This window comes from Pectobacterium peruviense (assembly GCF_003312355.2).
Lineage (GTDB): Bacteria > Pseudomonadota > Gammaproteobacteria > Enterobacterales > Enterobacteriaceae > Pectobacterium > Pectobacterium peruviense.
The window spans coordinates 728,756-748,393 of sequence record NZ_CP161826.1; the positions used below are offsets into that span (position 1 = coordinate 728,756).

Consider the following 19,638-nt stretch of genomic DNA (forward strand, 5'->3'; position numbering starts at 1 on the left):
AAAAGCCCGCAAAAATGCGGGCTTCAGACTATCCGTAATCTCAAATCAGTTCAGAAACGCCGGCTGATTCTTTTCATACTCGGTAATCGACGCTTCGTGTTGCAGCGTCAGGCCGATGCTGTCTAACCCGTTGATCATGCAGTGACGGCGGAAGCTGTCGATTTCAAACGGATAGCGTTTGCTGCCCGCCTGAACAACCTGATTTTCTAGATCGACCGTGAAGTTAATTCCTTCCTGCCCGTCCACCAGCTTGAACAACTCGTCCACTTCTTCGTCGCTCAACTTTACTGGTAACAGTTGGTTGTTAAACGAGTTGCCATAGAAAATATCGGCGAAGCTTGGGGCGATAACGACGTTGAAGCCGTAATCGGTCAGCGCCCACGGTGCATGTTCACGGGAAGATCCACAGCCGAAGTTTTCCCGTGCCAGCAGGATACTCGCCCCTTTGTAGTGCGGTTTGTTCAGCACAAATTCAGGGTTAGGCTGTTGACCGGCATCGTCCAGAAAGCGCCAGTCGTGGAACAAGTGTTGGCCGAAACCAGTGCGCGTCACCTTTTGCAGAAACTGCTTGGGAATGATGGCGTCGGTGTCGACGTTAGCGGCATCCAGAGGAACCACCAGACCAGTGTGTTGGGTAAATTTAGCCATGTCGGTTTCTCTCTTAATTCAACTCGCGGACGTCGGCAAAGCGACCTGTCACCGCCGCAGCCGCAGCCATTGCCGGGCTGACCAGATGGGTGCGTCCAGCGCGCCCCTGACGGCCTTCAAAGTTACGGTTGCTGGTTGATGCACAACGCTCGCCGGGGTTCAGGCGGTCATTGTTCATCGCCAGACACATGGAGCAGCCCGGTAAGCGCCACTCAAAACCAGCTTCGATGAACACTTTATCCAGCCCTTCCAGCTCCGCCATGGTTTTTACCGGGCCGGAGCCGGGTACGACGATAGCCTGAACGCCTGCGGCAACTTTACGCCCTTTGGCGATTTCTGCCGCCGCGCGCAAATCTTCGATACGTGAATTAGTGCAGGAACCAATGAAGACTTTATCGATCTTCACGTCGGTCAGTTTAATGCCGGGTTGCAGATCCATATAGGCCAGAGCTTTGGCGGCAGAGGCGCGTTCTACCGGATCGCTGAAAGAATCAGGGCTAGGGATTTCCTGATTAACGGCGATAACCTGACCGGGGTTGGTGCCCCAGGTGACCTGTGGTGCAATTTGCGCGGCGTCCAGCGTGACGATAGTGTCGAACTGCGCGTCATCATCGGATTTCAACGTGCTCCAGTATGCAACGGCGGCATCCCAGTTGGCGTCTTTCGGGGCAAACTGACGACCTTTCAGGTAATTGAAAGTGGTTTCATCCGGTGCAACCAGACCGGCCTTCGCGCCCATCTCAATGGCCATGTTGCACAGCGTCATTCGGCCTTCCATGCTCAGCGCACGAATGGCTTTACCGCAGAACTCAACCACATGACCGGTGCCACCTGCGCTACCGGTTTTCCCGATGATCGCCAGCACGATGTCTTTCGCGGTGATGCCGTGTGCAGCATCACCGGTGACTTCAATCTTCATGGTTTTGGCGCGCCCCTGTTTCAGGGTTTGCGTCGCCAGCACATGTTCCACTTCCGACGTACCGATGCCGAAGGCCAGTGAGCCAAACGCGCCATGTGTTGCGGTGTGTGAGTCACCGCAAACGATGGTCATACCCGGCAGTGTCATCCCTTGTTCAGGGCCGATAACGTGAACGATGCCTTGATACGGGTGGTTCAGGTCATACAGTTGAACGCCAAATTCCGCACAGTTCTTGATTAGCTCCTGCATCTGAATGCGAGCCATCTCGCCACTGGCGTTGATGTCTTTGGTCTGCGTGGACACGTTGTGGTCCATGGTCGCGAAGGTTTTCCCCGGTTGACGAACCTTGCGGCCCATCGCGCGCAGGCCGTCGAATGCCTGCGGAGAAGTCACTTCATGCACCAGATGCCTATCGATATACAGCAGCGGTGTTTCGTTCGGCGCTTCATGAACGATGTGCGCGTCGAACAATTTTTGATATAACGTCTTACCCATGGTTATGCCCCTTGCGCCACGAAACGCGCAATAACGTCGCCCATTTCACTGGTACCGATCGCGTTGCTGGCGCTTGCCAGATCGGCGGTGCGGTAGCCTTCAGCCAGCGCAGTATTGACGGCTTTTTCGATTGCCTCTGCGGCATCATCCGCCCCCAGGCTGTAACGCAGCAGCAGCGCCAGTGACAAAATCTGTGCAATCGGGTTGGCAATGTCTTTACCCGCGATATCCGGTGCGGAACCGCCAGCTGGCTCGTACAGGCCGAAGCCTTGTTCGTTCAGGCTTGCGGAAGGCAGCATGCCCATTGAACCGGTAATCATAGCGCACTCGTCGGACAGAATGTCACCGAACAGGTTAGAACACAGCATCACGTCAAACTGAGACGGATCTTTAATTAATTGCATCGTCGCGTTATCGATATACAGATGAGACAGTTTTACATCTGGATAGGCTTTAGCGACTTCCGTGACGATCTCGCGCCACAGAATGGAGCTTTGCAGCACGTTGGCTTTATCGATGGAGGTCACGATGCTGCGACGTTTACGTGCGGATTCAAACGCGATGTGCGCGATGCGTTCAATCTCGAAACGGTGATACACCTCGGTATCGAAAGCGCGCTCATATTGACCGCTACCTTCACGGCCCTTCGGCTGACCGAAGTAGATTCCGCCCGTCAGCTCGCGGACGCACAGGATATCAAAGCCTTTTGCGGCGATGTCGCTACGCAGCGGGCAAAATGCTTCCAGCCCCTGATAAAGACGCGCAGGACGCAGGTTGCTAAACAATTTGAAGTGCTTACGCAGAGGCAGTAACGCACCGCGCTCTGGCTGCTCTGCTGGTGGCAAATGTTCCCATTTCGGGCCGCCAACGGAACCGAACAGGATCGCATCGGCCTGCTCACAGCCTGCGACGGTCGCTTGCGGCAACGGTGTGCCCTGACGGTCAATGGCGATACCGCCAACGTCGTATTCGCTGGTGGTAATGCGAATGCCAAAACGCTGACGTACCGCATCCAGTACTTTATGGGCCTGTGCCATTACTTCTGGGCCAATGCCGTCTCCGGGTAAAACGGCGATATGGTAGCTCTTTGTCATCACACTGTTTCCTGACTGTTTTGTTGTTTGCTATCGTTTTGTTGTTGGTTATTGTGCTGCAGGCGCTGAATTTCTTTTTCTACCTGCTGAGCACGTTTGATGTTGTTTAATACATTTACCATTGCCTGTGCGGAAGATTCAACGATATCCGTTGCCAGACCGACGCCATGGAAACGACGTCCCTGGTAATCCGCGACGATATCAACCTGGCCCAGCGCATCGCGCCCCTGACCTTTGGCCGTCAGTTGGTATTTGACCAGCGAAACCTGATAACCCGTGATGCGGTTGATTGCCTGATAAACGGCATCCACTGGGCCATTACCCGTCGCCGCTTCTGACTGCGTTTCTTCGCCGCAGATCAGTTTGACTGAGGCCGTTGCCATTACGCTGGAACCAGACTGAACGCTGAAGTAATCCAGATGGTAGAACTCAGGCTCTTCCTGCTGGCGGCTGATAAAGGCCAGCGCTTCCAGATCGTAATCAAATACCTGACCTTTTTTATCCGCCAGTTTCAGGAAGGCAGAGTACAGATCGTCCAAATTGTAATCGCTGTCCTGATAGCCCATCTCTTCCATACGGTGTTTCACCGCCGCACGACCAGAGCGGGAAGTCAGGTTCAACTGCACTTCTTTCAGACCGATGGATTCCGGCGTCATAATTTCGTAGTTTTCACGATTCTTCAGCACGCCATCCTGATGAATACCAGAAGAGTGGGCGAAAGCGTTGGCACCCACGACCGCTTTGTTGGCAGGGATAGGCATGTTGCAAATCTGGCTGACCAGTTGGCTGGTGCGGTAGATTTCCTGATGGTTGATGTTGGTATGGACATTCAAGATGTCATGACGGGTTTTTATCGCCATGATCACTTCTTCCAGTGAACAGTTACCAGCACGTTCACCGATACCGTTCAATGTGCCTTCTACCTGACGCGCACCTGCGTGAACCGCTGCCATTGCGTTGCCGACGGCCAAGCCCAGATCGTCGTGAGTGTGAACAGAAATGATGGCTTTATCGATATTGGGAACATGTTGGTACAGCGAGGCGATGATATTACCGAACTCATGGGGCATGGTGTAGCCGACGGTGTCCGGGATATTAATGGTGCGAGCTCCGGCATTGATTGCGGCCTCAACCACGCGACACAGATCTGGAATGGGGGTCCGACCCGCATCTTCGCAGGAGAATTCAACGTCGTCTGTGTAGTTACGCGCGCGTTTGATCATGTAAATGGCGCGTTCAATGACTTCGTCCAACGTGCTGCGCAGCTTGGTAGCGATGTGCATCGGTGAGGTGGCAATAAAGGTGTGGATACGGAAGGCTTCTGCGACACGCAGTGCTTCTGCAGCGACATCGATATCCTTTTCGACGCAGCGAGTCAGACCGCACACACGACTATTTTTGATGTTGCGGGCAATCGTCTGAACGGATTCAAAGTCACCGGGAGATGATACGGGAAAGCCAACCTCCATGACATCAACGCCCATACGCTCCAGCGCGAAGGCAATTTGCAGCTTTTCTTTTACACTCAAACTCGCCTGTAAAGCCTGTTCGCCATCGCGTAATGTGGTATCAAAAATAATGACTTGCTCGCTCATCGGTTTAGTTCCTTGTCGTATCTATTTGTACTTAGCGCTCGGCGAGTAAAAAAAAACCCGCGCATCAGCGCGGGTTTTTGTATCGTGTGGCGAGAAACTTAGTTCTGAACTCTGCCCACAAACCTACCGCGCAAGAAGGATGCGTTTAGTAGTAGGCTTAGTAGGACAGTAAACTTGAACATAGTATCGTGTCTCGTCATCTAAAATTCGGTGTTGCATTATTGGTACGCGATTATCAGGGTTATGTCAACTTTTGATTGGTGTGACGTGCGTCAAGTAAACCAGCGATAGCCAACGGCGAATGAACGAAAGATCGTTGCGGTTTTGAACAATGACGGTAGACTGCACGCCAAATAATGTACAGCTGTACGCTGAAACGCTGTCAAATTCATTCCCCTTAGAAATTCTTTTACAGATGAATAATCATTTACAGCCATACCATGTGGTTCACCGGGTTCAAGATCAGATCAATCACTGCGCAGGTCGCATTACCTTGCGCGAGTGGACGCCTGCGGGCGAACAGCAGCTCACCTGGACTCAGGCCGGGCAGCGCATCCAACGCATTGCCAGTGGGTTATTGGCGCTAGGGCTGGATGTTCAGGAACGGGTCGCGATTTTCTCTCATAACTCAATGAATTGGTCGCTCGCCGATCTGGCACTGCTGCACCTACGTGCGATCAGCGTGCCAATCTATGCCACGAATACGACAGCGCAGGCGGCATTCATCATCAATGATGCCGATATCCGCACGATATTCGTCGGTGGTCAGGAACAGTTGGATGCACTGCTAGCGCTACGCGATACCTGCCCACAACTGCGAAATATCATCGTGATGGATAAAGACGTCAATCTGCGTGGTAGCGATATTGTGCAATCGCTGCATGAGTTTGAAGCGCAGGCCGTAGACGATTTTTGGCGTGATGAATGGCAGACGCGCATCGACAGCCGCGATCTCAACGATCTGTTTACGCTGATTTATACCTCTGGCACCACCGGTGAGCCGAAAGGCGTCATGCTGGATTACACCAACATGGCGATGCAGCTTAAGCTACACGACGATCGCTTAAGCATGTCCGCAAATGATGTCTCACTCTGCTTCTTGCCGCTTTCCCATGTCTTCGAGCGCGCCTGGAGTTTCGTTGTTATGCACTGTGGCGCACAGAACGTGTACCTCAGCGATACGAATTTAGTGCGCGGCGCGATGCAGGCGGTGAAACCTACTGTGATGTGCGCCGTACCGCGTTTTTATGAGAAAGTTTACAGCGCAATCCATGAAAAAGTGGCTCAGGCTCCTTGGTATCGCCAGCGGTTATTCAACTGGGCTGTTGCGCAGGGGCAACGCGCTTTTCTGGCTAGCCATACGACGAAGAAGGGCGGACTTTTGCGCCGCGTCATGCATCACTATGCTGACCGACTGGTGCTAGGAAAACTGCGCCAGCTTCTGGGGGGCGAGATCCGCTTCATGCCCGCTGCGGGCGCACGACTGGATGACAATATCATTCTGTTTTTCCGGTCGATCGGGATTCGCATTATCTATGGTTACGGCATGACCGAAACCTGTGCGACGATTTCCTGCTGGGAAGAAGGCCGACTCCGCTTGGGCTCTATTGGTACGCCGTTACCGGGTATTGAGGTTCGCATTGGCGAGGAAAAAGAGATCCAGGTGCGTGGCGCAACCATCATGCGGGGTTATTTCCATCGTCCGCAGGAAACCGCAGAAACCTTTACCGAAGACGGCTGGTTGAAAACCGGCGATGCGGGAGAGTTGGATGCCAACGGTAACCTGTTTATTACAGAACGGTTGAAGGATCTGATGAAAACCTCAGGCGGTAAATATATCGCACCGCAGCATCTGGAAGGCACGCTGGGGCAGGATCGTTTCATCGAACAGGTTGCCATTATCGCGGACACGCGTAAGTACGTGTCTGCACTGATCGTTCCGTGTTTCGAAGCGCTGGAAGAATACGCTCACTCCATCAACTTGAAGTACCACGATCGTCTGGAGTTGCTGCGCCACAGCCATATCATTGAATTGTTCGAGCAGCGCCTGCGGGAAATGCAGAAAGAGCTTTCCCGCGTTGAGCAGGTGAAGAAATTCACGTTATTGCCTGTGCCGTTTTCGATGGCAGAAGGGGAGTTGACTCCAACGCTCAAGCTACGTAGGAAGATCATCAACCAGCGTTATCAGTTGGAAATTGATGCGATGTACGTAGAGTCTTGATGATGTCGTAGGCCGAGAAGCTCGTTTCCTGAAAAGAAATGTGGTTTTTCGGCCTCAAGATTTCATTCTGTAATTTATGGCCTTTATGGACGATCTCTCAGGTCTGAAGGTTCCCTGTTAGTATTTTATCTCAGTTCCTTTTTCCCTCACGTTCGATTCCCCCTAGTCCCGATTAAGGGCGGTGGTTTTTTGCCGTTTGTCTGCGTCATAATCTGGCGTTATGTTAATGGGTTATCAGTAATCCCTATAATATTTCGTATTCTTGTACTAAAAGTTAACAGTATTAACACAACATGAGCGCGGGGATTTCCCCCCGGTCAATACAGAGGCGGATTCCGCTTTCTGAACAAAAGAGGCAGATCCATGGAGATGTTGTCAGGCGCCGAAATGGTGGTCCGATCGTTGATCGATCAGGGCGTAAAACATGTGTTCGGTTATCCGGGCGGTGCGGTGCTGGATATTTACGATGCCCTGCATACGGTTGGCGGTATCGAGCATATTTTGGTGCGGCATGAGCAAGGTGCGGTACATATGGCTGATGGCTATGCGCGTGCGACGGGTGAGGTTGGCGTCGTGCTGGTCACTTCCGGTCCCGGTGCGACAAACGCCATCACGGGTATCGCCACTGCGTATATGGACTCCATTCCTATGGTGGTGTTGTCCGGTCAGGTTGCCACCTCGCTGATTGGCTATGATTCCTTTCAGGAGTGCGACACGGTGGGAATTTCCCGCCCTATCGTGAAACACAGTTTTCTGGTCAAGAAAGCTGAAGATGTCCCGACGATCCTGAAAAAAGCATTTTATCTGGCATCGACCGGACGTCCGGGACCTGTGGTCGTCGATCTGCCGAAAGACATTATGAATCCGGCGAATAAACTGCCGTACGTTTATCCCGAAAGCGTCAGCATGCGTTCCTATAGCCCAACGGTTCAAGGACACAAAGGTCAGATTCGCCGCGCGCTGCAAACCCTGCTAGCGGCAGAAAAACCGATTATCTACAGCGGTGGTGGCGTGATTAACGCAGAGTGCCACGAAGAGCTGCTGACACTGGCGGAAAAACTTAACCTGCCAGTGACAACCTCCCTGATGGGGCTGGGGGGCTTCCCAGGAACGCACCGTCAATGCCTCGGTATGCTGGGGATGCACGGAACGTATGAAGCCAACATGGCTATGCATAACGCCGATGTGATTTTTGCAGTAGGGGTGCGCTTCGACGACCGTACGACGAATAATTTGGCGAAGTACTGCCCGAATGCGACGGTGTTGCATATCGATATCGATCCTGCGTCGATTTCCAAAACGGTAAACGCTGATATCCCGATTGTTGGCGATGCCAAACAGGTGCTAAGCCTGATGCTGGAGTTGCTGGCACAGGATGGCGCACCGCAGCAGTTTGATGCGCTACGCGACTGGTGGCAGGGTATCGAACAGTGGCGTGGGCGTCACTGCCTGAAATACAACACCGAAAGCGACAAGATTAAACCGCAGGCAGTGATTGAAACGCTGCATCGGCTGACCGAAGGTAAAGCCTATGTGGCATCGGATGTTGGCCAACACCAGATGTTTGCTGCGCTGTATTATCCTTTTGATTTACCGCGCCGTTGGGTGAATTCCGGTGGCTTGGGCACGATGGGCTTTGGCTTGCCTGCGGCATTGGGCATCAAGCTTGCGCTGCCGAAAGAAACGGTTATTTGTGTAACGGGTGATGGCAGCATTCAGATGAATATTCAGGAGCTTTCTACGGCACTGCAATATGATCTGCCGGTTGTTGTGATCAACCTGAACAACCGTTTCCTCGGCATGGTGAAGCAGTGGCAGGACATGATTTATTCTGGCCGCCATTCCAGTTCTTATATGGAATCATTGCCGGATTTCGTCAAGCTGGCTGAAGCGTATGGTCACGTCGGGATTTCTATCGATACGCCGGACGAACTGGAAAGTAAGCTGTTGCAAGCACTGGCGCAGAAAGATCGTCTGGTGTTTGTTGATATCAACATCGATAGCAGCGAGCATGTTTACCCCATGCAGATTCGCGGCGGGGCGATGGATGAAATGTGGTTGAGCAAAACGGAGAGGACCTGATCATGCGTCGGATTTTATCAGTATTACTTGAGAATGAATCAGGCGCTTTGTCCCGTGTTGTCGGCCTGTTTTCTCAGCGTGGTTACAACATCGAAAGCCTGACAGTAGCGCCAACCGAAGACCCTACGCTATCCCGTATGACGATTCAGACGGTAGGCGATGAGAAGGTGTTGGAGCAGATCGAAAAGCAACTGCACAAGCTGGTGGATGTCCTGCGCGTCAGTGAGTTGGGTCAGGGTGCGCACGTTGAGCGTGAGATCATGCTGGTGAAGCTACAGGCCACAGGCTATGGTCGTGAAGAAGTGAAACGTTGCGCCGATATTTTCCGCGGCCAGATTGTGGATGTCACTGCCTCGCTTTATACGGTACAGCTTGCTGGCACCAGCGATAAACTGGATGCGTTCCTCAGTGCCGTGCGTGAAGTGTCCGAAATTGTTGAAGTAGCGCGTTCTGGAATCGTCGGCGTATCGCGCGGCGATAAAATCATGCGTTAATCGACTTTTCGCTGCTTTTTCTTTTAAGAGGCCCGATATAATTGTATCGGGCCTTTTCATTGCCATTATTTTATATATACGCAATATATTCAGCGTAAAAGACGTCCATTATTGATGTGGCAGCTTGAAATATGTGGGTAACGTGATAAAAGCAGTTGCCGTGCAAAAGCTTCTGCTGTTAGATCTACGCCATATCCATGATGATTTTATGGTCATCATATTATTTTATTTAGCCGGCCTACTTATTTTCCGGCCTACTAAGGGGTTACCGTGAAACTGGATGAAATCGCGCGTCTTGCGGGTGTTTCACGCACGACAGCCAGCTATGTCATTAACGGGAAAGCTAAACAATATCGCGTAAGCGATAAGACCGTTGAGAAAGTCATGGCTGTCGTCAGGGAGCACAATTATCATCCCAACGCCGTCGCGGCTGGATTACGTGCTGGACGCACACGTTCAATTGGCCTGGTTATTCCCGACCTGGAAAACACCAGCTATACGCGCATCGCTAATTATCTGGAACGTCAGGCCAGACAGCGCGGGTATCAGTTATTAATTGCGTGCTCCGAAGATCAGCCGGATAACGAGATGCGCTGTATTGAGCATCTGTTACAGCGTCAAGTTGATGCGATTATCGTTTCTACCGCGTTGCCACCTGAGCACCCGTTTTATCAGCGTTGGATAAACGGCGGCCTGCCGATTATTGCGTTAGACAGGGCGTTAGATCGTGAGCACTTTACCAGTGTGGTCGGTGCCGACCTTGAAGATGCTGAAATGCTGGCGCAGGAATTAAGGAAAGTGCCTGCGAAATCGGTACTCTATCTTGGTGCTTTGCCTGAACTTTCTGTCAGTTTCCTGCGTGAGCAGGGGTTTCGTCAGGCATGGGCAGGCGATCCGCGTGAAGTGAATTATCTTTATTCCAATAGCTATGAGCGTGTGGCCTCTGCTGCCGCGTTTATGGATTATTTGCAAAATAATCCTATGCCAGAGGCATTATTCACCACCTCATTCCCGTTATTACAGGGTGTGATGGACGTTAATCTGAAGATTAACGGGCGTCTGCCGAATAATCTGGCTATCGCGACTTTTGGGGATAACGAACTGTTGGATTATCTGGAGTGCCCGGTATTGTCTGTCGCTCAGCGCCATCGTGAAGTTGCGGAGCGCGTACTGGAGTTGGTGCTGGCTAGTTTGGATGAACCGAAAAGGCCGAAGCCTGGCTTGAATCGTATCCGGCGTAATCTGTATCGCCGTGGCTCACTGAGCCGTATGTAATCTCTATCTGCATTTTTGCGCCATAGATTGCTATGGCGTCTCTTCTTTATCCGATCTCAATTCATTTTTATGGCAATGCGACTCGGAATAGCCGACGGCAATATTCCAGAAAATAACCATACGTTACGCCCATCACCATTGATATCACCAGGTTGCTAGTGACCGCGGTCAGAATTTGTGCCGGATTTGCCCCGATAGCCCAGAGAATCGCCGCATAAACAGGGGATTGAAAACTGACATACGCAAACAGATCGGCAACGCTGCGTATCAGGAAATGGTCACCACCGTGGCGTTTGGCCATATTCAACACGCGATCGCGATAAATCCCGTATGGCCAGGCAATCGCAATATTGACGGGGATAGATAGCAGGCGCGAAGACAGTGATTGCTCAAAGCTCATCCCGGAAAGCATGATTTCAATCGCCATGCCGATGATGAAACAGTAGACAACGAGTGCAAAGGTATCAGCGGTGGCGCTTCGCAATCGTGACGTAGGGGAAAACATACCTAGGTGCTCCATTATTAGGGCGGATAAACTGGTTAGGTTTATTTGTGTGGTTTTTTGTCATGCCTTATCTTATTTGCGTAGTTTACATCACTGAATGATTGGCTTAATACTAGGTAAAAATATTTATTTTTGAGTGTTTTTTATACTTTCCCGCTACTTTATTTCTATCCGACAAATTTCTCGTTTTTTTATCGCGGCAATGAATTTAAAATTTTTAAAAACAATGACTTGTATTTTTTAGGGCGAGCGGCGTTTCTGCGAGGATTTAATTGTGTTTAAGCATTAAAGGAAGTGAGGAAATGACCGATAAAACAGGGCTGCTTCTGATGTCCCTTTTTGAGGTTTCTCTGGAAAGGTGGGATGTACAATTTATTCGGCATGTTTCCTGAATCTGCTTTTCTTTTCAGAAAGCCGGATTTGTCGTTGAGAGTACTTAACGCAAAGTAAATTGGCTGGTTAAGATAAAATTAACGATGTTGATGTTAAAAATGTGACATTGAGCAAATGTTAACAGCTACGGTATGATTCTGCGTGCTCACTCAGGCCTTGGTATTCAAGGTGTTCGGCCGAATGAGACTATTCTGAAAGCTTTCATCTTTAGTATCAGCTTGTGACAATAAAAATAATCGAGATACCGGAGTTGGTCGCTATATGTTTGCAATGATCCCGTTTCGCTATAAATTTCTCTTAAATTATCATGACGTTAATCTTTGTTAATTCTGACTCCTTATTCCTTTTACCTCTATATCTGCCCCAATTCATTCAGGAATAATCCCAAAGCGCGTCCGCTCTGGCTTGACAAGGTTTTCATACCCTCCGTACACTCTTAAAGGTGGGATTTTGTGGGGTAAAGTGGTGAAAAAGGTTATGGAGGGGTAACTCAGGTATGTTTCGTGGGGCTACGCTGGTTAACCTCGACAGTAAAGGGCGCCTTGCCGTGCCTACCCGATACCGGGAAATGCTGAACGGGGAATCGCAAGGTCAAATGGTTTGCACCATTGACCTGCATCAGCCATGCCTACTGCTTTATCCCCTACCTGAATGGGAAATTATTGAACAAAAACTGTCTCGTTTGTCGAGCATGAACCCCGCTGAACGTCGCGTTCAGCGTTTGTTGTTGGGGCATGCCAGCGAGTGCCAAATGGATAGTGCAGGACGTTTGTTGATTGCGAATACGCTAAGGCAGCATGCGGACCTTAAAAAAGAAGTGATGCTAGTCGGACAGTTCAACAAGTTTGAACTGTGGGATGAACAGACTTGGTATCAACAGGTCAAGGATGATATTGACGCTGAACAATCGACTCAGGAACCCTTATCTGGGCGGTTGCAGGACCTATCGCTATAGTCATGCTGGAAAATTATAAACATACCACCGTCCTGTTGGATGAGGCAGTAAATGGCCTGAACATTCGCAGCGGCGGCATATACATCGACGGCACATTTGGCCGTGGTGGTCACTCTCGTCTGATTCTTTCCCAACTGGGGCCGGAAGGGCGTCTGTTAGCTATCGATCGCGATCCTCAAGCCATTGAAGCCGCCAAGGCGATTGACGATCCTCGTTTCTCTATTATTCACGGACCGTTTTCCGCCATGGCGGATTATGTCGCAGAACTCGGGCTTACCGGACAGATCGATGGCGTTCTGCTCGATCTTGGCGTTTCCTCCCCGCAGCTTGATGACCCTGAGCGTGGGTTCTCATTTATGCGTGATGGCCCGCTGGATATGCGTATGGACCCGACGCGCGGTTCGTCCGCTGCTGAATGGCTGATGAAAGCGGAAGCTGACGACATTGTCTGGGTTTTGAAAACGTTCGGCGAAGAGCGCTTTGCCAAACGTATTGCCCGCGCCATTGTAGAACGCAATCGTACTGAGCCGATGACGCGGACAAAAGAGCTGGCCGCGTTGATCGCTGCTGCTAGTCCGGTTAGAGAAAAGCACAAACACCCAGCAACGCGTAGTTTTCAGGCGATTCGTATTTATATCAATAGCGAATTAGAAGAGATCGAGCGTGCGTTAGAAGGTGCACTGAGCGTACTGGCTCCGCAGGGGCGTCTGTCGGTGATCAGCTTCCACTCGTTAGAAGATCGGATTGTAAAACGGTTTATTCGGCATCAAAGCCGTGGGCCACAGGTGCCAGCTGGCTTGCCGTTAACGGAAGAGCAGTTGCGCAGCCAAGGCGGGCAGACGTTAAAACCTGTTGGAAAGAAACTGATGCCTTCGGAAGAAGAAGTGGCAGAAAACCCACGCGCGCGCAGTTCCGTGCTGCGGTTCGCTGAGAGATTGCCTGCATGATCGGTAACGAGCGGCATACTCTGGTCGGCGTCATCGGTGAGGATCTGCTGCGTAATGCAAAGCTCCCAGTGTTGCTGATGGTTGCTGTGCTGGTTTCTGCGGTCTTTGTGGTAACGACGGCGCACCGCACGCGCTTACTGACAGCAGAACGCGAACAGCTTCTGCTGGAGCGTGATGCGTTGGATATTGAATGGCGAAATCTGATCCTAGAGGAAAACTCGCTAGGGGATCACAGCCGCGTTGAGCGGATCGCGACGGAAAAACTGCAAATGGGGCATGTTGATCCGTCACAGGAAAATATTGTGGTTAAGCAATGAACTAAATAGGCAACCAGCTAAGCATGAAAGCAGCCCGTACAGGAAAGTTAAAGCGCCAAGAAGATCAAGCCAGCTTTGTTAGCTGGCGTTTTGCGTTGCTTTGCGGCTGTATCCTGCTTGCGATGGCTGGTTTAATGGCTCGCGCGGCTTATCTTCAGGTCATCAACCCAGACAGACTGGTGCGCGAAGGCGATATGCGCTCTCTGCGCGTGCAGGAAGTGCCAACGGCGCGCGGTATGATAAGCGATCGCGCCGGACGACCTTTGGCCGTCAGCGTGCCAGTGAATGCCGTCTGGGCTGACCCAAAAGAAGTCAACGAACGTGGTGGCATTACTCTGGATACACGCTGGAAAGCACTTTCCGATGCGCTTGATATCCCGTTAGATCAGTTGTCAACCAAGATCAATGCTAACCCTAAAGGGCGCTTTGTTTATCTGGCGCGTCAGGTGAACCCGGCTATTGGCGAATACATTCATAAGTTGAAATTACCGGGCATTAATCTGCGGCAGGAGTCTCGCCGGTATTATCCTTCTGGACAAGTGACCTCTCACCTTATCGGTTTCACTAACATTGATGGGCAAGGCATTGAAGGAGTTGAGAAAAGTTTTGATCGCTGGCTGACTGGGCAACCCGGTGAACGAACCGTGCGTAAAGACCGGTTTGGCCGCGTGATTGAAGATATCTCCTCCGTTGACAGTCAGGCTGCACATAATCTGGCACTCAGTATTGATGAGCGTTTGCAGGCGCTGGTTTACCGCGAACTCAATAACGCTGTTGCCTTTAACAAAGCTGAGTCAGGAACGGCCGTACTGGTTGATGTGAACACTGGCGAAGTGTTGGCAATGGCGAATAGCCCGTCTTATAACCCGAACAATCTGTCGGGTACGCCGCAAGACATTATGCGTAACCGCGCAATTACTGACATTTTCGAGCCCGGCTCTACCGTTAAACCGATGGTGGTGATGACGGCGCTGCAGCGCGGGGTTGTGAAAGAAAATAGTGTACTTAGCACCCTACCGTATTACGTCAATGGTCATGAGATCAAAGACGTGGCGCGTTATAGCGAATTGACGCTGACGGGCGTGCTTCAGAAATCGAGTAACGTTGGTGTGTCTAAGCTGGCGTTAGCGATGCCTTCCTCTGCGCTGGTAGATACTTACGCGCGCTTTGGATTAGGAAAAGCGACCAATTTGGGGCTGGTCGGAGAAAGCAGTGGCTTATACCCTCAAAAACAACGGTGGTCTGACATAGAGAGGGCCACCTTCTCTTTCGGCTACGGGCTGATGGTAACACCGTTACAGTTAGCGCGAGTCTACGCCACGATCGGCAGTTTCGGTATTTACCGTCCGCTGTCGATTACTCGAGTTGATCCACCTGTTCCTGGCGAGCGTGTCTTCCCTGAAGCGCTGGTGCGTTCCGTGGTGCACATGATGGAAAGCGTTGCGTTACCCGGCGGTGGCGGTACTAAAGCGGCCATCAAAGGTTATCGGATCGCGATTAAAACCGGTACAGCCAAGAAAGTTGGACCGGATGGCAAGTACATCAACAAATACATTGCCTACACGGCGGGCGTGGCTCCAGCCAGCAACCCGCGTTTTGCTCTGGTTGTCGTGATCAACGATCCGCAGGCAGGGAAGTATTACGGCGGCGCGGTTTCTGCGCCAATCTTTGGCGCCATTATGGGCGGCGTTCTGCGTACGATGAATATCGAACCGGATGCGTTGCCGACAGGCGACAAAAACGAGTTTGTAATTAATAGAGAAGAGGGATCAGGTGGCAGATCGTAATTTGCGCGATTTACTTGCGCCGTGGGTGCAAGACACTCCGGCGCGCGCGCTGCGGGAAATGACATTAGACAGCCGCGTTGCGGCTGCCGGGGATCTGTTTGTCGCGATTATCGGGCACAAAGCAGATGGACGGCGCTATATTCCGCAGGCAATTGCGCAAGGCGTAGCAGCGATTGTTGCCGAAGCAGAAGGTGAGGCTGCTGATGGCACCGTTCGCGAAATGCACGGTGTGCCAGTCGTGTATCTCAGCAATCTGAACCAGCGACTTTCCGCGTTGGCGGGCCGTTTTTATCAGCAGCCTGCGGAAAAGTTACAGCTAATTGGGGTAACGGGCACCAACGGGAAAACGACGACGACTCAGCTTCTGGCACAGTGGAGCCAGGCATTAGGCGAAACGAGTGCTGTGATGGGCACCGTCGGCAATGGCCTATTGGGCCGGGCGATTCCGACAGAGAATACGACAGGTTCCGCTGTCGATATTCAGCAAGTGTTAAGCCAACTGGTAGAACAAGGCGCGACGTTTGCCGCAATGGAAGTGTCTTCCCACGGTCTGGTACAAAACCGCGTGGCTGCGTTGCCGTTTGCCGCGGCGGTGTTCACCAATCTGAGCCGCGACCATCTTGATTACCACGGCGATATGGAAAGTTATGAAGCGGCCAAATGGGCGCTGTTTGCCGAGCATCGCGTGGGGCAGATGATTATCAACGCTGATGATGAGGTCGGGCTGCGTTGGTTGGCAAAGCTCCCGGACGCAGTTGCTGTGACGATGGAAAACAATTTGGTCCCCGGCTGCCGTGGGCGCTGGCTGAAAGCGACACAGATTGATTATCACGACAACGGCGCCACGATTGCATTTGATTCAAGCTGGGGACAGGGCGAAATTGAAAGCCGCCTGATGGGCGCGTTTAACGTCAGTAACATGCTGCTGGCGCTGTCAACGCTGCTGTCTCTTGGCTATCCGCTCGATAAATTGGTTATCGCCGGATCTCAACTGCAACCCGTATGTGGCCGTATGGAAGTTTTCCATGCTGAAGGAAAGCCAACGGTCGTTGTTGATTATGCTCACACGCCTGATGCATTGGAAAAAGCGCTTGAAGCCGCACGTTTGCACTGTCTGGGGAAACTCTGGTGCGTGTTTGGCTGTGGCGGCGATCGTGATAAAGGTAAGCGCCCACTTATGGGCGGCATCGCAGAACAACTGGCCGATCGCGTTGTGGTGACGGATGATAACCCACGTAGTGAAGAGCCTCAGGCCATTGTTGCCGATATTCTCTCCGGATTGCTGGATGCCGGACGAATTCAGGTGATTCACGGACGTGCTGAAGCGGTTACCAGTGCCATCATGCAGGCTCAGGAAAATGACGTGGTGCTGGTGGCGGGCAAAGGACACGAAGATTATCAACTCGTTGGTAATCAACGTCTTGATTATTCCGATCGCATCACCGTTGCCCGTCTGCTGGGGGTGATTGCATGATTCGCGTTTCCTTGCAGCAGCTTGCCACGGTGCTGAATGCGCAGTTGATTGGCGAAAACATTGATATTGAAGATGTTTCAACCGATACGCGCAAGCTATCGTCTGGTTGCTTATTTGTCGCGCTGAAAGGCGAAAAATTTGATGCACACGATTACGCTGCTGATGCGGTGAAAGGCGGTGCGGCGGCTCTTTTAGTCAGTAAGCGCTTACCTACTGATGTGCCTCAATTGCTGGTGAACGATACGCGTTTGGCGCTGGGCCAATTGGCGGCCTGGGTACGCCAGCAGTCAACGGCGCGTGTTGTTGCCTTGACAGGCTCATCCGGTAAAACCTCGGTTAAAGAGATGGTGGCGGCGATTCTGCGTCAGTGCGGTTCCGTGCTGTATACCGCGGGTAACTTCAATAACGACATCGGTGTGCCGTTAACGCTGCTGCGTTTGACGGCGGAACACCAGTTTGCGGTGATTGAGCTGGGGGCAAATCACATTGGTGAGATTGCCTATACCACCGATCTGGTGCGGCCGGAAAGTGCGCTGGTCAACAATCTGGCCGCCGCGCATCTGGAAGGTTTTGGTTCACTGGCTGGTGTGGCGCAGGCGAAAGGTGAGATTTTTTCTGGTTTGCCAGTAGACGGTGTAGCGATCGTGAATGCAGACAGTAACGATTTCCCGCACTGGCAGGCCGTGCTGAATCATAAAACGGTCTGGCGTTTCTCGCCGCAGGCTGCTGGCGACATTGATTTCTTTGCCAGCGATGTAGTCGTTTTAGCGCAAGGTACGCGTTTCACGCTGCACACGCCATTTGGCGAAATTCAGGTTCTGCTGCCTTTGCCTGGTCGTCATAACATCTCGAATGCACTGGCAGCGACTGCGCTGGCAATGTCCGTCGGAGCGACGCTGGAAGCCATTAAATCTGGATTATCCCAGCTTCAGGCGGTGCCCGGACGGCTGTTTCCGATTGCTTTGTCTGAAGGCAAGCTGCTGTTGGATGACAGCTACAACGCCAATGTGGGGTCGATGACGGCTGCCGCACAGGTACTGGCGGAAATGCCAGGCTACCGGGTTATGGTCGTCGGCGATATGGGCGAGCTGGGGGATGATGCTCCTGAGTGTCATCGTCAAGTGGGCGAAGCGGCGCGTGTTGCGGGTATCGATCGCGTATTGAGTGTAGGAACGTTGAGTGAATTGATCGGCATTGCCAGCGGCAATGGTGAGCATTTTCAGGATAAGGCTGCACTGGTTTCACGTTTGAAGGTGCTGATGTCAGAACATAACGTCATCAGCGTATTGGTTAAAGGCTCACGCAGTGCTGCGATGGAGCAGGTTGTACATGCATTACAGGAGAATGCTCAATGTTAGTATGGCTGGCCGAACATTTGGCCAAACTTTATACCGGTTTTAACGTCTTTTCTTATTTGACGTTCCGCGCCATTGTCAGCCTGCTGACCGCATTGGTTATTTCCTTATGGATGGGGCCACATATGATCGCCTGGCTGCAACGTTTGCAGATTGGGCAAGTAGTGCGTAACGAAGGGCCAGAATCACATTTCAGCAAGCGTGGAACCCCGACGATGGGGGGCGTGATGATTCTGGTGGCCATTATCGTTTCTGTTTTGATGTGGGCGAATCTGTCTAACCCGTATGTCTGGTGCGTACTTCTCGTGCTAGCAGGCTATGGCGCGGTCGGTTTTGTTGATGACTACCGCAAAGTGGTCCGCAAGGATACCAAGGGGTTGATTGCCCGCTGGAAATATTTCTGGCAGTCAGTAATTGCGCTGGTGGTGGCTTTCACCATGTATTCCATCGGTAAAGATACGCCAGCCACGCAGCTGGTTGTGCCGTTTTTCAAAGATGTGATGCCGCAATTGGGTCTGCTCTATGTTGCGTTGGCCTACTTTGTGATTGTCGGTACCAGTAATGCCGTAAACCTGACCGATGGTTTGGATGGATTGGCAATCATGCCGACCGTGTTTGTTGCTGCTGGTTTTGCGCTGGTGGCATGGGCAACAGGGAACATGAATTTTGCCGGCTATCTGCATATCCCGTATATCCGTCATGCCAGTGAGTTGGTGATCGTCTGTACTGCAATTGTTGGCGCGGGGCTTGGATTCCTGTGGTTTAACACCTATCCAGCGCAGGTGTTCATGGGTGACGTAGGTTCGCTGGCGCTGGGCGGCGCGCTGGGGACGATTGCGGTTCTGCTGCGTCAGGAATTTTTGTTAGTGATTATGGGCGGTGTGTTCGTGGTCGAAACGCTGTCGGTGATTTTACAAGTTGGGTCCTTTAAGTTGCGCGGGCAGCGGATTTTCCGCATGGCGCCAATTCATCATCATTATGAGCTTAAGGGCTGGCCGGAACCGCGCGTGATTGTGCGCTTCTGGATTATTTCGTTGATGCTGGTGCTGATTGGCCTGGCAACGCTGAAGGTACGATAAGAC

Annotated in this window: 16 protein-coding genes; 11 read left to right on the top strand and 5 right to left on the bottom strand. The window is 51.9% G+C overall.

From position 1 onward, the window contains the following. Positions 1-45 precede the first annotated feature (45 nt). The 4 genes from leuD to leuA are packed head-to-tail and all read right to left on the bottom strand — an operon-like array spanning position 46 to position 4,751. On the bottom strand, positions 46-648 hold the full coding sequence (leuD, locus tag DUT67_RS03320; protein ID WP_113626836.1) for a 3-isopropylmalate dehydratase small subunit: 603 nt from the start codon (positions 646-648) through the stop codon (positions 46-48). A gap of 13 nt (positions 649-661) precedes the next feature. Further along, complete coding sequence (leuC, locus tag DUT67_RS03325) at positions 662-2,062, bottom strand: 3-isopropylmalate dehydratase large subunit (RefSeq protein ID WP_048262365.1); 1,401 nt, start codon at positions 2,060-2,062, stop codon at positions 662-664. 2 nt (positions 2,063-2,064) lie between these two features. Further along, a complete protein-coding gene (gene leuB / locus DUT67_RS03330) occupies positions 2,065-3,156 on the bottom strand; it encodes a 3-isopropylmalate dehydrogenase (protein ID WP_011095330.1) in 1,092 nt (363 codons plus the stop codon). Further along, positions 3,156-4,751, bottom strand: a complete 1,596-nt coding sequence (gene leuA / locus DUT67_RS03335; protein WP_048262363.1) for a 2-isopropylmalate synthase — start codon at positions 4,749-4,751, stop codon at positions 3,156-3,158. The genes leuB and leuA overlap by 1 nt, the downstream gene beginning before the upstream one ends. 415 nt (positions 4,752-5,166) lie before the next feature. Between leuA and DUT67_RS03340 the strand changes: the two genes are divergently transcribed. The 4 genes from DUT67_RS03340 to cra all read left to right on the top strand — a co-directional run bounded on the left by DUT67_RS03340 (position 5,167) and on the right by cra (position 10,823). Further along, a complete protein-coding gene (locus tag DUT67_RS03340) occupies positions 5,167-6,972 on the top strand; it encodes a long-chain fatty acid--CoA ligase (protein ID WP_113632843.1) in 1,806 nt (601 codons plus the stop codon). Between the two features lie 363 nt (positions 6,973-7,335). Beyond that, the gene (gene ilvI, locus DUT67_RS03345) at positions 7,336-9,054 is read left to right on the top strand and encodes an acetolactate synthase 3 large subunit (RefSeq protein ID WP_113632749.1); all 1,719 of its coding nucleotides are present in this window, start codon (positions 7,336-7,338) and stop codon (positions 9,052-9,054) included. Between the two features lie 2 nt (positions 9,055-9,056). Further along, entirely contained in the window at positions 9,057-9,548 is a 492-nt protein-coding gene (gene ilvN / locus DUT67_RS03350; RefSeq protein WP_010681718.1) for an acetolactate synthase small subunit, read from the top strand. A 270-nt stretch (positions 9,549-9,818) separates the two neighbouring features. After that, positions 9,819-10,823 carry a catabolite repressor/activator gene (cra, locus tag DUT67_RS03355; RefSeq protein WP_039305730.1) on the top strand — a complete coding sequence of 335 codons (1,005 nt, stop codon included), beginning with the start codon at positions 9,819-9,821 and terminating at the stop codon, positions 10,821-10,823. Between the two features lie 67 nt (positions 10,824-10,890). On the opposite strand, the gene DUT67_RS03360 is transcribed toward cra, so the two are convergent. Next, positions 10,891-11,328 carry an L-alanine exporter AlaE gene (locus DUT67_RS03360; protein WP_048262359.1) on the bottom strand — a complete coding sequence of 146 codons (438 nt, stop codon included), beginning with the start codon at positions 11,326-11,328 and terminating at the stop codon, positions 10,891-10,893. Between the two features lie 889 nt (positions 11,329-12,217). Here DUT67_RS03360 and mraZ point away from each other — a divergent pair. Genes mraZ through mraY form a run of 7 tightly spaced genes read left to right on the top strand, consistent with a single transcriptional unit; the run spans position 12,218 to position 19,635 of the window. Beyond that, positions 12,218-12,676 (top strand): division/cell wall cluster transcriptional repressor MraZ, encoded by a 459-nt coding sequence (mraZ, locus tag DUT67_RS03365; RefSeq protein WP_048262358.1) that lies wholly within the window; start codon positions 12,218-12,220, stop codon positions 12,674-12,676. A gap of 2 nt (positions 12,677-12,678) precedes the next feature. Further along, positions 12,679-13,623: a 16S rRNA (cytosine(1402)-N(4))-methyltransferase RsmH gene (rsmH, locus tag DUT67_RS03370; protein ID WP_113632750.1), complete on the top strand. Its 945-nt coding sequence runs from the start codon at positions 12,679-12,681 to the stop codon at positions 13,621-13,623. Beyond that, positions 13,620-13,940, top strand: coding sequence for a cell division protein FtsL (ftsL, locus tag DUT67_RS03375; protein ID WP_039305741.1), 321 nt, complete (start codon positions 13,620-13,622; stop codon positions 13,938-13,940). Before rsmH ends, ftsL begins: the two co-directional genes overlap by 4 nt. A 23-nt stretch (positions 13,941-13,963) precedes the next feature. Then, positions 13,964-15,727, top strand: a complete 1,764-nt coding sequence (locus tag DUT67_RS03380; protein ID WP_113626832.1) for a peptidoglycan glycosyltransferase FtsI — start codon at positions 13,964-13,966, stop codon at positions 15,725-15,727. After that, positions 15,714-17,201: a UDP-N-acetylmuramoyl-L-alanyl-D-glutamate--2,6-diaminopimelate ligase gene (gene murE, locus DUT67_RS03385; RefSeq protein ID WP_113626831.1), complete on the top strand. Its 1,488-nt coding sequence runs from the start codon at positions 15,714-15,716 to the stop codon at positions 17,199-17,201. The genes DUT67_RS03380 and murE overlap by 14 nt, the downstream gene beginning before the upstream one ends. Beyond that, complete coding sequence (gene murF, locus DUT67_RS03390; protein ID WP_113626830.1) at positions 17,198-18,559, top strand: UDP-N-acetylmuramoyl-tripeptide--D-alanyl-D-alanine ligase; 1,362 nt, start codon at positions 17,198-17,200, stop codon at positions 18,557-18,559. The genes murE and murF overlap by 4 nt, the downstream gene beginning before the upstream one ends. Beyond that, complete coding sequence (gene mraY, locus DUT67_RS03395; RefSeq protein ID WP_010298023.1) at positions 18,553-19,635, top strand: phospho-N-acetylmuramoyl-pentapeptide-transferase; 1,083 nt, start codon at positions 18,553-18,555, stop codon at positions 19,633-19,635. Before murF ends, mraY begins: the two co-directional genes overlap by 7 nt. The last annotated feature ends 3 nt before the right edge of the window (positions 19,636-19,638 follow it).